At 43.1% G+C, this 15,643-nt stretch carries 9 protein-coding genes; 8 read left to right on the top strand and 1 reads right to left on the bottom strand.

Features of this window, described 5'->3' with window-relative positions:
• Positions 1 to 83: 83 nt before the first annotated feature.
• The 3 genes from MKZ09_RS28685 to MKZ09_RS28675 all read left to right on the top strand — a co-directional run bounded on the left by MKZ09_RS28685 (position 84) and on the right by MKZ09_RS28675 (position 7,450).
• Positions 84 to 2,156 (top strand): peptidoglycan D,D-transpeptidase FtsI family protein, encoded by a 2,073-nt coding sequence (locus tag MKZ09_RS28685; RefSeq protein ID WP_076206926.1) that lies wholly within the window; start codon positions 84 to 86, stop codon positions 2,154 to 2,156.
• Positions 2,157 to 2,335: 179 nt separating this feature from the next.
• Positions 2,336 to 5,005, top strand: a complete 2,670-nt coding sequence (locus MKZ09_RS28680; RefSeq protein WP_076206929.1) for a copper amine oxidase N-terminal domain-containing protein — start codon at positions 2,336 to 2,338, stop codon at positions 5,003 to 5,005.
• A gap of 198 nt (positions 5,006 to 5,203) precedes the next feature.
• Positions 5,204 to 7,450 (top strand): AraC family transcriptional regulator, encoded by a 2,247-nt coding sequence (locus MKZ09_RS28675; protein ID WP_076134127.1) that lies wholly within the window; start codon positions 5,204 to 5,206, stop codon positions 7,448 to 7,450.
• Positions 7,451 to 7,514: 64 nt separating this feature from the next.
• On the opposite strand, the gene MKZ09_RS28670 is transcribed toward MKZ09_RS28675, so the two are convergent.
• Complete coding sequence (locus MKZ09_RS28670; protein WP_036685426.1) at positions 7,515 to 8,399, bottom strand: carbohydrate ABC transporter permease; 885 nt, start codon at positions 8,397 to 8,399, stop codon at positions 7,515 to 7,517.
• Positions 8,400 to 8,782: 383 nt separating this feature from the next.
• Between MKZ09_RS28670 and MKZ09_RS28665 the strand changes: the two genes are divergently transcribed.
• The 5 genes from MKZ09_RS28665 to MKZ09_RS28645 all read left to right on the top strand — a co-directional run bounded on the left by MKZ09_RS28665 (position 8,783) and on the right by MKZ09_RS28645 (position 15,574).
• Positions 8,783 to 9,640: an ABC transporter permease gene (locus MKZ09_RS28665; protein ID WP_370511181.1), complete on the top strand. Its 858-nt coding sequence runs from the start codon at positions 8,783 to 8,785 to the stop codon at positions 9,638 to 9,640.
• A gap of 88 nt (positions 9,641 to 9,728) precedes the next feature.
• Positions 9,729 to 11,285: an extracellular solute-binding protein gene (locus MKZ09_RS28660; protein ID WP_076134128.1), complete on the top strand. Its 1,557-nt coding sequence runs from the start codon at positions 9,729 to 9,731 to the stop codon at positions 11,283 to 11,285.
• Positions 11,286 to 11,379: 94 nt separating this feature from the next.
• Complete coding sequence (locus MKZ09_RS28655) at positions 11,380 to 12,537, top strand: glycoside hydrolase family 88/105 protein (protein ID WP_076206931.1); 1,158 nt, start codon at positions 11,380 to 11,382, stop codon at positions 12,535 to 12,537.
• A 5-nt stretch (positions 12,538 to 12,542) separates the two neighbouring features.
• Positions 12,543 to 13,913 (top strand): glycoside hydrolase family 28 protein, encoded by a 1,371-nt coding sequence (locus MKZ09_RS28650; protein ID WP_076206934.1) that lies wholly within the window; start codon positions 12,543 to 12,545, stop codon positions 13,911 to 13,913.
• 74 nt (positions 13,914 to 13,987) lie between these two features.
• A complete protein-coding gene (locus MKZ09_RS28645; RefSeq protein ID WP_076206937.1) occupies positions 13,988 to 15,574 on the top strand; it encodes a glycoside hydrolase family 43 protein in 1,587 nt (528 codons plus the stop codon).
• The last annotated feature ends 69 nt before the right edge of the window (positions 15,575 to 15,643 follow it).

Below are 15,643 nucleotides of genomic sequence, written 5' to 3'. Positions count from 1 at the left end.
ATTCTTAATTTTGTATATTTCCGTTTGCTAGTTTATACTTTAATCTTATGCTGTAGAATTTTGGAAATAAGGAGTGGGATTATGTGAGGCTCTTCGACAGAAAAGGTGTACAAGACGGCAGCAAAACTATTAACAACTCTGGCGAATTAAGAATCAATATTTTTTTCTTTAGCACTTTTATTATTTTTTGTGTGATTATCCTACGCCTTGCGGTCTTGCAATTTGTCGAAGGACCTACGTTATCTGAAGCTGAGGCTAATCGGGATACGAAAATAGTGGCATTATCGGCATTGAGAGGGAATATCCTCGCTGCTGATGGAGAGAAATTAGCATACTCAACGCCCGTTCAATCTTTGTACCTTACTTTGGATAAGGAATATACCGCAACAAAAACAGATAAAACTACGAAAAAAGTTACCTTAACTGCTGAGGCAAATAATAAATCAAAGACACTCGCCAGCAAGTTAGCAGAAGCCTTCGGAACTTATGGTGATCCTAATGAGAAAAAACTAACCACAGAAGAGATCCTGGAGTCTATGGATTTATATTCAAAAAAACTCTCTGGTTATATAGCGCGAAGAATTAAATCAGGTTTAACTAAGAAAGAAATCGCTTATTTTTTAGAACACAAAAACGAATATCCAAACCTTGAAGTGATAGAGGAAAGCAGCAGGCATTATGATACCGATACGGTGGCTGTACAAGCTGTTGGCTACGTGAAATTTTTCAAATCCTCTACCAGTTTAGATCTTTATAAGGATGTACTTCAGGCGATGAAAAATAATCAGAACCCTGGACTTAACTATAAAGAGGATGAGCTAGTAGGCTTTGATGGCTTGGAGCTGCAATACCAGGAGGAGCTTCGGGGACAGAATGGTTATAAGGAAGTTTCCGTAGATCCGCAGAACATGGCAGAAAAAATTGTAAGTATTGAACCCCCGGTCAAAGGAAGCACTATCTGGACTACCCTTAATAAAAAAATTCAGCTAAAGACCGAAGAAGCCATTAAAGATCAGATTCAGTGGTTGCATTCACACACCGTTCAGGGAGAAACACATCCTGATGCTTTAACAGGTTACGCTGTGGCCATGGAAGTGGATACAGGTAATGTTATTGCTATGGCAAGTATGCCTGACTATGATACCAACAGCTGGGCTACGGGTTCGATCTCTCCAGAGGTGTATAAAAAAATTGAAAAGCATTACCAAAATGGAACAATAACTCCATACTCATCAGGAAGATCAGGGCATAATTTTGAATCTACCGTGCTGCTCGGTTCGACTATAAAACCATTGAGTGTGTTAATTGGCTTAAAAGAGGGCTTTATAAGTACTTCTTCTACTTATCAAGATAAGGGGATCACCTCATTTGGTAGAGAAGGACATGAGACTAATGTAAGGAACTCATCCAATCATGTATACGGCTCTTTGTATCCTTATACAGCCATTGAAAAATCTTCAAACGTATATATGGTTGATATGATCGGGAAAAAATTGTACGAAAAATACAAGTCTAAGGGCATCGGGGTATGGGACACATATATGAAAGAATTCGGTCTAGGTGTTCCAACTGGGATAGGTTTACCAAGGGAATACTTGGGTGATTTGAATTATAAAGCTGAAGCTAAAGCGGGTTCAGTTCAGTCGGCACTTGTTTATGCTTCTTTTGGGCAGCAGGGACGTTATACCGTTCTTCAGTTGGCGCAATATGCGGCTACACTAGCCAATGAAGGGCAACGAATCAAACCACAGCTAGTAAGCAAGATCACGGACTCCAAAGGTAAAGTTATCAAAGAATTCAAACGGGAAGTGCTTGATGAAGTGACTACTTTCGATAAATCCTATTGGCGGGAGATAAAGAAAGGGATGAACAGTGACGTTAAAAGTGCCTTCGGTGATTTTCCCTATGATTTTGCACGTAAAACAGGGACTTCACAACAGACGGATAGTAAAAACATAAACCGTGATAACGGGGTGTTTATAGCTTTTGCACCACGTGAAAATCCAAAACTTGCTGTAGCTGTAGTTATTCCTGAAGGCGGATTTGGATCTAGCAGTGCAGCACCTGTAGCGAGAAAAATTTTTGATGCTTATGATTGGGAGTACGGATTGGATGGAATTCCGAAGAAAAATGTGGATAAAAGTATCAGTGAATAACACAAAGGAGAGAGCGCACACTGCGCTTTCTTTTTCTTTTTACAGAGCGGTTTGTGGCGGATCGAAGGAACGGGTTCCAGATTAAAATATTGTAACCATAAATCGTGAAACTTTTATCCTAGTAGGAGCGTCAAAAGGTTAGGAAAAAAATGTATTCGTCATTCCAGGAGGGTGAATCTGTGAAGAAGTTATGGATTTCTATTTTAGTGGGCTTATTAGTTTTGCCGATGATGTTTCAATCTTCAGTGAAAGCTGCTACTGCGCCCATCAGTATTTTTATTGATGGGGTTCGATTGTCCACAGATCAAGCACCGGTGATGGTAAATGGACGGACGATGGTACCCCTACGGGCAATCTTTGAAGCCTTTAATGCCACCATCAAGTGGAATCAGAAAACACAAACTGTAACTGCAACTAAAGATGATACAACGATTATGTTAAAGATTGGCTCAAAGACAGCCACGATTAACAATAAAGCTGTAACTCTAGATGTGCCGGGTCAGAATTTAAAAGGAAGAACGATGGTTCCTACACGGTTTGTAAGTGAGTCATTGGGTCATGATGTGGGTTGGAATTCAAGTACCAAAGTGGTGACCATAACGACTTCCGGCGGTAAAACTGGAACTGTAAATCCGGCATCGAATGTACAGTTAAAGGATGTAAGTGATAACGGTGACGGCCGTGATCTCCAGGTCAGCTTCACCCAATCTTCTAATGAAGCTCTTGTGGATCATTACCGGGTAATGATTGTAAAGGCTTGGAGCGCTTTTAATATCTCATCTGCACAAAAGGTTACATCCGCCAATTATTCTACTGTTTTAGCTACAGGCACTAATCCTACGATTAGAATGACTGCAAATTCAAGGGATGTTGATGGTGATCTCATTAAAGGTAATCAAACTTATGTAGCTTATGTTTTCGCAGTGGGCAAAGGTAATAATACCAGCGCTCTTTCGTATAGTTCTGCGACTATATCGCTTAATACTAATACCGTAGTCGTTGCTCCAAGTAATGTACAAGTAAATGATGTGAGCGATTATAGTGATGGCCGCGATTTAGCCGTAAGTTTTAATAAGGTATCGGATGAATCCAAGGTGAGTTCTTACCGGATATTTGTAGTCAAAGCTACTAATTATTCTTCTTTTAATTTGGCGGCAGCAAATGCTGTTAGCAGTTCAAATTACACACAGGTCAACAAAACAGGTTCCAATATCACCCAGATCTTATCGTCTGGAGCAAGGGATGTGGATGGTGCCCTCATTAAGACGGGAGTTGGTTACCGTGTGTTTGTTATGGGTGTAGATAGTGGCAGTAATACAGCCAATAATCTATTGTCTGCTGCTTCAACTGCGATTACGCTGTCCTCGGTCAATGTCTCTAATTTAAGTGTAAGCGACGTTAGTGACTTTGGAGATGGCCGGGATTTAAAAGTATCCTTTACCCACGCTACAGATGAAACGTATATTAGCCAGTACCGGATTCTAGTTGTGCCTACAGCTTATTCCAACAACTTTAGTTTATCTGAGGCGAATAATGTCTCCAGCTCTTACTACACAACGGTGAGCACAACAGGATCTAGCACCAGTCAAGTGTTAGCCTCGTCAGCAAGAGACGTGCGTGGTAATTTGATTAAGAATGGAACACCTTACAGAGTGTATGTGTTAACGATTGGAAGCGGGAAGAATTTGGGCACCAACATTCTCTCAACGGAGTCAACATTAATTACGTTGGCTGTTGACTACAATGTGAGTGCTGTCTACAATTTGGATGTAAGCGACGTAAATGACTATGATGATGGCCGTGATTTAAGAGTATCCTTTGACCACGCTACGAATGAAACGTATATTAGCCAGTATCGAATCCTGGTTGTACCTACTTCCTATTACAACAGCTTCAGTTTATCTGACGCCAATAATGTGTACAGTTCCAACTACACAGCAGTGAGCACAACAGGATCCAGCACCAATCAAGTGTTAACCTCGTCATCAAGGGACGTGCGCGGTAATCTGATAAAGAGTGGAATCAATTACAGAGTATATGTATTAACCGTCGGAAGCGGGAATTACTCGGGCAGCAATGTTCTTTCTTCTGGTTCACCTTTAATTACGTTGAATGTAGATTACAAATTGGCTCCTATTTCGAGCTTGGATGTAAGGGACGTTAATGATTACGAAGACGGCCGGGATTTGAAAATATCCTTTAACCATGCCACGGATGAAACGTACATTAGCCAGTATCGAATCCTGATTGTACCTATTTCCTATTACAGCAGCTTTAGCTTAACCCAGGCAAATGCGGTTTCTAGCTCCAATTATACTGCGGTAGGCACTTCAGGAAATAATACCAGTCAAGTCTTGGATTCTTCAGCCAGAGACGTAAACGGAAATTTAATAAAGAGTGGAATCAGTTACAGAGTGTATGTGTTAACGATTGGCAGCGGCAAGTACTCAGGCACTAATGTGTTGTCCTCAGAGTCGAATGCCATAACTTTATCCACTAAGCTGCCGGTAACCTCTGTCACCAATGTAACGTACAGTGTGGATGAGGGTAAAATACTAGTAAGTTTCAACCGTTCCTCTAACGAGTCTAACATTTCGGAATATCGAATTCTGGTGGTTCCATCCAAACAAGGTTTTGGTTCAGCGGAAGCAATTGAGGTGAAATCCTCGTATTATACGTCGATAACGCCTAACGGAACGAATCCTACAATTGTAGCCTCGAGAAGAGATGTTAATGGTGCATTAATTGTTAAGGGTGTTAAATATAAAGTATATGTTCTTGCGGTAGCCAATAATAATGGCGTGCAGAGTGGTGGTCTTTCGGATTCAACGGAAGAGATTGAAATATAAGGATAAGGAATAAAGGCATTATAATATAAGGCAAAAAACCTTCATTGAGCACTGGGCTTGATGAAGCGTTTTTTTGCCTTGTTTTTTTGTTTTCTATTTTAATAAAAATAGGGTTGCGATTATACACATTTAAAACATTTGGTTTAACCTATTGGAAGCGCTATAATTGAAAATAATTACATGCTTAAGGAGTCTATCATGAAAAGAGGCAGGATATTCTACAAGATTTTTGTTCCTATTCTGGTGCTGGGAATTGGCCTGGTTATTAGCTTCGGAGGCTATATTTATCTGACGACGATTAATTCGGTAAATGAAAGAGTAGCGGATGATAAACAGAGTTTAATTACCCAAATTAAAAACACCCTGGAACAGAAAATTCAGACCATCGAATACGCTTTTAATACTTACAGTACCACCAGTTCCTTCAGGGAGGTCGTGCAAAATCCGATCACTGAGCAGGATTTTGAGAAGTATCGCGAGATTAACTCTCAGCTTAACTACATTGCCAGCATGGGGATGGATTTTGTTAATTATTCTCTAATCAGTTTGGAGCAGAAATGGCAGATTTCCAATGGTAAGCTTTCACATTTAACGGAAGAAGAGAGCAGGACTCTTTATGAGAGCTATATCAATAACCGTAGCCGGGGGTTATTTTGGGTGAAGACGGATAAAGGCATCCGCTTTGTAAATACCCTGCCGGTATTCTCACAGACCAAACAGGCGATTGCCCTATCTGATATATCCCTTCAGACCTTGCAGAGCACCCTTCAGACCGAAGGAAACACACCGGTGTTTATTCTTAACCGGGAGGGTGAGCTTTTATATGAGTCGGAAACTGGAAAGTCCCTGCTGACTAATAATCAACTTAGCCATATCACTAATGTTGCCGGAGGCGGAGGGCAATTGGGGACGATTGCCATGGAGCGGGCTGATCACCAATCGATAAAAGCAATTTATGCTAAATCAGCTTATAATAATTGGATTTACGTAACTATTTTGGATAAATCAGAAATTTCTGATGCACTAAAGACAACCCGATTCGGGATTGTGATGATGGTACTGCTAATTACGTTGTTGATTGCGGTAGTCGCTTATGTGATCTCTTTGTATTTCACCAAGCCATTCCGGCAGATCCAGCGCCGATTATTGCCTGCCAATGCGGAGCTAGAGCCTAAGAATGAGGTAGACTGGATTATTAATTCGATTGATACCATCTTATCGGAGAAAGAAAGCCTAGAGGGTCTGATTGAGTCTGAGATGCCTAAGTTGGAAACTCAGTTTATTCTAAATCTATTTCGTAGCCGGATATCCCAAGAAGAGCTTAATCTGGGTTTACCTCGTTTCGGTTATGAGCTGTCACAGAATTCGGTGTACGCAACACTGCTAATACAGCTGGATAACTATGGGGAACGGCAGGCTAGCGATAAGGATCTTCTGCTTGTGGCGGTTAACAAACTGGTGGAAGAGCTGATTCCGCAGGAGAAGCGGATGATTCCTATCCTACTAAATGACCGTACACAAGCGACCATCCTGATCTTTGAGGGAGCAAATGAACAGGAGAACCGGAGAATAGCACTGGACTATGCCAAGACAATTATTCGAACAGCTAGAGAAATCCTGAAACTATCTATTAGCGTTGGAATCAGCAATTTTTATGATAATTTATTGTTTAGTAGGGAAGCTTGCGAGATGAGTAAGCAGGCGCTGCATCATCGTTTAAATCTGGGAAAAGAGTCTATCATTTTCTATGAGGATATATCGAAGGTGATCTCGGGTCCAGTTCTATTGCATTATCCGTCTGAGTTTGAGTCCCAGTTATTTGACGCGATTCGGATTGGAGATGAAGAACAAGTCTCCTGTTCTCTGTATCCATTACTCGGGGAAATGATGAAGCACAGTAAGAACCCTTTGAATTTCGAAGTCACATTAATACGTTTCGTCAACAATCTGATTCAGCTGGAGCAGCTGCTGGGTGTAGAGGTTCTGCTGACAGAGGACAATTCTACGTTGTATCACCGATTGTTAGACATCCGTAATCCGGAAGAGATCGAACGCATTTTGGTAAAAGAAGTTATCCATCCGATGGTGACCAGTGTTAAGGAGAAGACAGACCGTCAGTTCCGCCTCTTATCTGATAAAATTGCGGTGATTGTCCGCTCGGAATTTGATCAGGACTTAACGTTAGAATTAATCGGTGATCGCCTCCATTATAGTCCGAACTATTTAAGCAGTATTTTCAAAAAAGAGTACGGGATGACGTTTAGCGAGTATCTAATGAACTATCGTCTGGAAATGGCTAAGAAGTGGCTGGTGGAAACGGATATGACCATTAAAGAGATTGCTGAAAGGCTGCAGTACCATAATCCGCAGAACTTTATTCGATCCTTCCGTAAAAAAGAACATGTAACACCAGGTGCATACCGAACCCAAAAACAGGAGAAGTAAGGCGCTGAACACAAACAGCCAGCCCCGGGAGACCGGGACTGGCTGTTTGTGTAGCTGCAATGTTTTAGCCTTTTACAGAACCCAACAGGGCTCCTTTGGTGAAGTGTTTTTGTACGAAAGGATAGGCGAGCAGCATTGGAACGGTTGCGACTACGATAACCGCCATTTTGATGGTTTGAGCAGGTGGGATAATATCAACAGAAGCATTATCTCCCTGCATCCCGCTGGCGACGATAACAATTTGGCGCAGCAGGACTTGAATAGGCCACTTAGTGGAGTCTGTCATATATAAAACTGCACTCATATAAGTGTTCCAGTAAGCTACCCCGTAGAACAAGGAGAGGGTCGCGATAGATGGCATCGCCAGCGGAAGCATGATTTTGAAAAATACACCAAAATCATTAGAGCCGTCAATCTTCGCTGATTCCTCTAGCCCTTCCGGCAGCGCCTGGAAGAAGTTACGCATAATGATCAGGTTAAAAGCATTGATCGCAACAGGCATGATCATGGACCAGTAGGAATCGATTAATCCGAAATATTTAACTACCAGGAAAGTAGGGATCATTCCCCCGCTGAAGAGCATGGAGAACACGATTACGAAATTGATGAAATCTCTTCCGTATAGATATTTTCTAGATAATCCATAAGCCATTAAAGAGGTAAGAACCATACTGACAACTGTACCCACTAAAGTTACACCGATAGATACGCCAAGCCCTTTAAAGATAGTAGGCGTTGACAGTATATAACGGTAAGCATCCAAAGAGAATGTCGTCGGGAACAGGATGAAGCTTTTTTCTACTACCTCTTGTGTTGAAGCAAAGGAACTGGCAAACACATTGACAAAGGGTAAAAGACAGGCTAGGGCAATGAGTGTAAGCAGTGTGGTATTTACAATAGTAAACAGCCGGCTACCCATAGTTTCTTTTTTAAAAGATGATTGCGACATGCAGATATCCTCCTTGTAATCGTTTCATTGAAACTTTAACAGGGGTCTGTTATTCCGTATATAATCATTAGCTTGGGCTTTATTTTGAGAGGAAAAAGCGTGATAAGGCATAGATGATCTTTATGTATTGTAGTAATCACTATAAGATGCACGGGCCTGGAAAACCTTATAGCTATAGGGTTCTTGGAGTATCAGTATCTGATGATTATATACGTAATGGACGAATGATCGTAATCTGGGAATCGTAAAGAAACGCGATCAAGGAGGCCGATCAGGTGAAAGAGGCAAACGTCACCATGCTGAACACGAAAGTTAATCCAGTAAGAAAAAAGCGAACGGGGCCTAGCTGGCTGAGTTTAAAAAGAAACAAGTTATTGTATCTAATGATACTCCCGGGATTTTTGTATTTTGTTATTTTTAAGTACCTGCCTATGGGCGGTCTTATCATTGCATTTCAGGACTATCAGCCGTTTCTGGGTATAGCGGATAGCCCGTGGGTAGGGTTTAAGCATTTCGTCCGATTGTTTACAGAACCTACCTTCTTTATGCTATTGAGTAATACACTTATCTTGTTTGCGTTAAACATTGTTATTTTCTTCCCGCTACCTATTATAGTGGCGCTGATGCTTAATGAAGTTCAGCACAAGTTATTTAAGAGCACCATTCAAACGATTATTTATATCCCCCATTTCATGTCATGGGTTATCATCGTCTCCATTTCCTATGTATTTATGAATGTGGATGGAGGGGTGCTGAATGAGATGTTGGCGGCCCTTGGGATGCAGAAGATCAGCTTTTTGACTTCTCCTGAGTGGTTGCGTACCGTGTATATCGGACAGATCATTTGGAAAGAAATTGGTTGGTCAACCATTATTTATTTGGCAGCCATTACCGTAGTGGATACGCAGTTATATGAAGCAGCTGAGATGGATGGAGCGGCAAGATTGCGCAAAACGTGGCATATCACCCTGCCGGCGATTCGTCCTATCATTATTACCTTGCTTATTCTGAAGATTGGCCACACGCTGGATCTGGGCTTTGAGCATATGTACTTGCTGATCAATTCCTTAAACCGCGAAGTTGGAGAAATTTTCGATACCTATATCTATACAGCTGGTTTAAAGAACGGACAATTGAGTTTCAGTACCACAGTAGGTCTGTTCAAGGGTGTGGTTGGCTTGATTCTCGTTATGCTGTCGAACAAGTTAGCCAAAAAAATCGGTGAAGATGGTGTTTACTAGGCTTCACAGTATGCTGAATTCTTACCTCTGCCTTAAGGGCAGAGGTGGAAGATACAACACAAATACATTAGTAAAAGGGGTAATGTTGATGAATCGCAATTACAAAAAAATTGCAGCCTTAATGTTGTGTAGCGGGTTAGTACTTACTGCATGCGGGGGAGGCAATAACGCGAAGGAGTCAAATTCTTCAAATGGGGGAACGGATTCAACGGCTAAAACAACTGCTGCGCCTGCAGATGTGCTAGATGCTAAAGCAAAGATTAGCTGGCTGAACATTTTACAAACGTCTACAACACCAACGGGTCCTATTTTGGACAAAATTGAAGAATTGACGAATACAGAGATTGAATTCTCATGGATTCCGGATCCTTCCAAAGAAGAACGTATTAATACTTCGTTAGCATCGAATTCCCTAGCAGACATCGTTACCCTGACTATTCTTGATAACTCTTCTGTACGTAATGCCCTGAAGGCTGGTATGTTCTGGGAAGTAAGTCCTTATCTTGATGAGTTCCCGAATTTGGCTAAAATTTCACAGGATACACGTACATCGGCATCGATTGCAGGTAAGCTGTACGGGGTTCCTTTCCAGAAGTCCTTGGCTAGAAACGGCGTTGTTCTCCGTAAAGATTGGCTGGATAAGCTTGGACTGCAGGTTCCAAAAACAACAGATGAGTTGATGGAAGTTGCGAAAGCGTTTACCGAAAAAGACCCTGATGGTAATGGCAAAAAGGATACCACAGGCTTCATGGACCGCAGCGATCTTGTATATGGAGCATTTAAGACATTGGGCTCATACTTTGGAACACCGAACTATTGGAGCGTTGACGATGCGGGTAAAATGACACCTGAGTTCGATACAGAGGCTTATGTTAAAACCATGGATTATATGAAGACTCTTTATGATGGCGGGTATATTAATCAGGATTTCGCTGTGACGGCTAAAACAGATCAGCAGCAGAATTTTGCGCAAGGAAAGGCTGGAATTTATGTGGGTGCCTTGTTTGACAGCAAGAACCTGCTGAATCTGTCTAAAGGCATACAGGATGGTATGGATTTGGTTATGGTTAACGATATCACTTCTACTGGTAATGAAGCGGATCGCGCCATCTGGGCTGGTAATAACGGAATTGGGGGACTGTTGTCTTTCCCGAAATCCGAAGTCAAGGATGAAAATGAATTAAGACGGATCTTGAAATTTGTTAATGATCTTATGAATGAAGATGTCTATGGCTTGATGACTTATGGTATTAAGGATGTTCACTATACAATCGATGGAGAACAAGCGGTTACGATTAAGGATACAGATCTCTGGAAGCAAGAAGTTCAGCCATTTTCGGCATCTCGTCCATTAGAGAATGGATTCATTATCCATGATGCTGATCCACTCAAAGTTGAAGCTGATAAGCTGATCGTTGAGAATGCTAAATATGCTGTACTGAATCCTGCTTACTCTCTGGAATCTGAGACCTATTCTACTCAAGGATCTGAGTTGCAGAAGATTATGACAGATGCCACTTATAAATATATCCTAGGCAAAATTGATTTGGACGGATTTAAAGCTGAGGTTGAAAAGTGGAAGAAATCCGGCGGCAGCAAAATCATTACTGAATATGAAGCTGCTTATAAAGCTGTAAATCCTTAAGACGTACTACAGACTATATTCTAAGAAAATAGTAGATGGGTCCTAAATGGGGAGGCTGCGTTTAGGACCATATCTATTCAAACAGGAGGAAAAAATGAAAGACAACAATGCACTTAGGAGTATGGGCTGGGGTGTTCGAATGGCAGATTCGATTATGGAGCGAACGCCAAGATTATATGAGGATAACGGATATCATGGAAAATGGTCTTATGATTATGGAGTCATCTTGAAGGGTTTTGAGCTGCTGTGGAGACAGACCGGGCAGGTTAAATATTATCAATTCATCAAAGATAATATGGATTATTTTATTGAGGAAGACGGCTCTGTGAAGGGATATCGCCTGAGCGAACATAATATTGATCACTTAAATAATGGAAAGATCCTATTTGTGCTCCATAAAGAAACTGGGTTAGCGAAATATAAAATGGCTGCAGATTTATTAAGAAAGCAGATAACAACGCATCCTCGAACCTCAGAAGGTGCGTTTTGGCATAAGAATGTATATCCTTATCAGATTTGGCTGGATGGCTTGTATATGGGCTCTCCTTTCTATCTGGAGTATTTACTTGAGTATGAAGGCGGCAAGGGTCTGGACGATGTGACCCGGCAATTTATTCTGTGCGAGCGTCATACCAAGGATGCTGAGACGGGTCTCCTGTTTCACGCATGGGATGAAAAGCGGGTACAGCCGTGGTGCGATCCTGAAACGGGGTTGTCTCCGAACTTTTGGGGGCGTTCGCTGGGCTGGTATGTGATGGCGCTAGTGGATGTACTCGGAATTCTCCCTAAGGAACATGCGGATTACGAGATCTTGGCACGCATTCTGACAGATACGCTGACAGCACTTCGTCAGGTTCAGGATGCTGATGCCGGAGTCTGGTATCAGGTTGTAAACATGGGCGGCCGGAAAGGCAATTATTTGGAGGCTTCTGCCTCAAGTATGATCACCTATGCAATGGCTAAGGGCATTCGGATTGGTGTACTGGATGATAGTTGGTTCGAGACACTTGACCGTGCTTATCAAGGCCTTATTACTGAATTTGTGCTGGAAACCAAAAATGGCTGGGTTAACCTGAATAAAAACTGCCAGGTCGCTGGACTCGGTGGTGAAGACCGGAGAGATGGTACTTACGCCTATTATATCAGTGAACCGATTGTTACCAATGATCAGAAGGGGCTTGGCGCATTCCTCCTGGCTTGCGGAGAATATGAATATTTGCAGCGTCCGGCCGTGACGAAAGGGAGCGAGTGAAGCGCATGTCTATCTACAATATAAATGACTACGGAGCACATCCTAATAGTGCAGAGCCTTCAACGGAAGCGATAGCCCGTGCCATTCATGCGGCAAGCGAGGCAGGGGGAGGAACAGTTTATGTTCCTTCCGGGCACTATCAGACAGGCGCTATCTTCATGAAAAGCAATATTGAGCTACAGCTTAGTCCTGGAGCTGAGCTTAGCTTCAGCTCTGATCCTAACGATTATCCGGTGGTGAGTTCCCGCTGGGAGGGCGTGAAACAGAACGTCCATGCTTCATGTATTTTTGGAATAAATCTAGAGAATGTATCGGTTACAGGTGCAGGCAAGCTGGATGGAAGGGGCGCACCTTGGTGGGATAAACATCGGAATTCTCCTGATTCACTGCTGTATCCCCGCCCGAAGCTTATCAGCTTCGACAACTGCCGTAGAGTTACGCTCAGAGATCTGACACTCGTGAACTCCCCAAGCTGGACTGTGAATCCTATTTGTTGCCAGGATGTTACGATTGATAATCTGTCGATCTATAATCCGGCGGATTCGCCTAATACAGACGGCATTGACCCAGAGTCCTGTGTGAATGTCCGCATCAGCAACTGCAATATCGATGTGGGTGATGACTGCATCGCCATTAAAGCGGGGACGGAGGATACGAAGGAGCGGGTTGCCTGCGAGAATATCACGATAACTAACTGCACGATGATTCATGGTCATGGCGGTGTGGTGCTGGGAAGCGAAATGAGCGGAGATATCCGTAATATCGTGATTAGCAATTGCGTGTTCAAGCAGACGGACCGCGGCATTCGATTGAAGTCCAGACGCGGGCGCGGAGGTGTTGTCGAAGATATTCGTGTCAGTAATATCGTGATGGAGGACGTGATCTGTCCGTTTATTCTTAATCTTTATTATTTCTGCGGACCACGTGGTAAGGACAAATACGTATGGGATAAGAATCCTTATCCGGTGACGGAGGAGACCCCCTGCTTCCGACGGATTCATTTTGCTAATATTACTGCTCGGAAAGTTCATGCTGCTGCAGGTTTTCTTTACGGCCTTGCGGAGCAATACATTTCAGAAATTACTTTTTCCAATATTGATATTTCCATGGCAGAGAATGCAATCCCTGGTCGTCCAGCCATGATGTCAGGAATCCAGGATATGAACAACCGTGGGTTCTATCTTGGCAACGTAAGAGATATCCGCTTCCGCCAAGTGACGATCGAGAATCATGAGGGACCGGCTTTTTATATTGAAAATGGAGAAACGGTAGATATCACCGGCTGCCAGTCGAGAAACACCCGTAAAGTTGAAGAGTTAGTGCAGCAGGTGACCGTTGTTCCGTCACAGGAAGATCTAAGTGAGCAGGCAGACTGATAATTGAACAGGACAGACTGCTGTTTGCTTAGGTTGAAGGGTGCGGATGTATGGAAATAGGAAGGAGTATGAAGATGATTACAGATAATATTCAGACTGGAATTATTCACAATCCCATATTAAAAGGCTTCAATCCTGACCCTTGTATTGTAAGAACGGGGGAGATGTACTATATTGCTGTTTCTTCTTTTGAATGGCTGCCCGGTGTGAGGGTGTATCAATCAGCGGACTTAGCAGACTGGGAGCACTGCACAGATATTTTGACTCATCAGGTGGATCTGCGGGGAAATCCGAAAAATTGCAGTATCTGGGCTCCACAGCTTAGTTATTATGACGGTTTGTTTTATCTGATTTATACCGATGTTAAGAGCACTAAAAGGCCTTTTAAAGATTGTCATAACTATCTGATCACTGCGGAGGATATTGAGGGGCCTTGGTCTGACCCGGTATACCTGAATAGCAGCGGGTTTGATCCATCTCTGTACCATGATGAGGATGGGCGCAAATGGCTGCTGAATGAGCTGTGGGATTACCGGATTACGGAAGGCAACAAGTCCTGCGGGATTGTAATTCAGGAGTACGATTCAGAGCAATGCCAATTAATAGGTGAACCTGTGAAAATCTTTGATTGCACGCCACTAAAGAAGACGGAAGCACCGCATATTTACAAGCGGGAAGGTTATTACTACTTAATTACAGCAGAAGGCGGCACTGGATCGGGGCATGCCGTAACCGTAGCGCGCTCCAAGGCGCTGCTTGGTCCGTATGAGGTGGATCCGCTCAATCCGATGTTGACCTCACGGGATAATCCCGAGCTGCCGCTTCAATGTGCCGGCCATGGAAGTCTGGTAGAGACGCCAGAAGGTGAATGGTATATGGCCCATTTGTGTACGCGGCCCCTGGAAGGCGAATACGCCATATTGGGGAGAGAGACTGCCGTTCAGCAGGTGCACTGGAATGAGGCGGGCTGGTTAAGACTAACCTCAGGCGGAAATACGCCACAGCTCAAGGTACCAGCACCTAAAGGAACACAGTTCCTGAACCAAGTGCGGACGCTTGAATTCGAGGATGATTTTAATGGTCCGGAATTGAAAAAGAACTGGAATACACTGCGGATTCCTAGGAATGAAAGCTGGTGTTCCCTTGCTGAAAGACCGGGCTGGTTAAGAATCAGGGCCGGAGAGTCCGTGCAGAGTCTGTTTGAGCATCATATTCTGGCTATTCGCCAGACGGATATAAGCTTCCGCGCCGAAACAGCGCTTGAATATGAACCGAATACTTATCTGCAGATGGCAGGACTGCTGTTATACCTGAATGAAGATAACTATCTTTATGCGTATATCAGCCATGAAGAAGGACGTGGCAAGGTGCTGCGGTTAATGCGCTGTCAGCGGGATGAATTCACTGCGGAGCCTGTAATGATTGAACTAAATGCAGGGGAAACACTACGGATCGCGGTTGAGGTGCAGGAAGTGACTGGGCAATTTGTTTATCTTAAGGGTGACGATACGGAGTGGAAGCCACTTGGCGATCCGCAGAATATCAGCTTTTTGTCGGGAGGCTTCACTGGGAACTTTGTTGGCATTGCTGCGCATGATATGCAGCAGTTCGGTGGCAGCAGTGCTGATTTTGCATATTTCCGTTATCAGGGCAAGGAATAATACACACGGCTTTACTAGGGAAGGGGTTGCTCTGAGGACAGGGCCCCCTTCTTATTCCAATAGATATTA

Source organism: Paenibacillus sp. FSL R5-0908 (assembly GCF_038006245.1).
Classification (GTDB): domain Bacteria; phylum Bacillota; class Bacilli; order Paenibacillales; family Paenibacillaceae; genus Paenibacillus_AQ; species Paenibacillus_AQ odorifer.
This window is presented reverse-complemented; position numbering and strand designations above follow the sequence as displayed.

Coding starts and splice junctions, on each gene's coding strand:
- MKZ09_RS28675 (WP_076134127.1), top strand. CDS start 5,204: ATGAAAAGAGGCAGGATATTCTACAAGATTTTTGTTCCTATTCTGGTG.
- MKZ09_RS28670 (WP_036685426.1), bottom strand. CDS start 8,399: ATGTCGCAATCATCTTTTAAAAAAGAAACTATGGGTAGCCGGCTGTTT.
- MKZ09_RS28665 (WP_370511181.1), top strand. CDS start 8,783: ATGATACTCCCGGGATTTTTGTATTTTGTTATTTTTAAGTACCTGCCT.
- MKZ09_RS28660 (WP_076134128.1), top strand. CDS start 9,729: ATGAATCGCAATTACAAAAAAATTGCAGCCTTAATGTTGTGTAGCGGG.
- MKZ09_RS28655 (WP_076206931.1), top strand. CDS start 11,380: ATGAAAGACAACAATGCACTTAGGAGTATGGGCTGGGGTGTTCGAATG.
- MKZ09_RS28650 (WP_076206934.1), top strand. CDS start 12,543: ATGTCTATCTACAATATAAATGACTACGGAGCACATCCTAATAGTGCA.
- MKZ09_RS28645 (WP_076206937.1), top strand. CDS start 13,988: ATGATTACAGATAATATTCAGACTGGAATTATTCACAATCCCATATTA.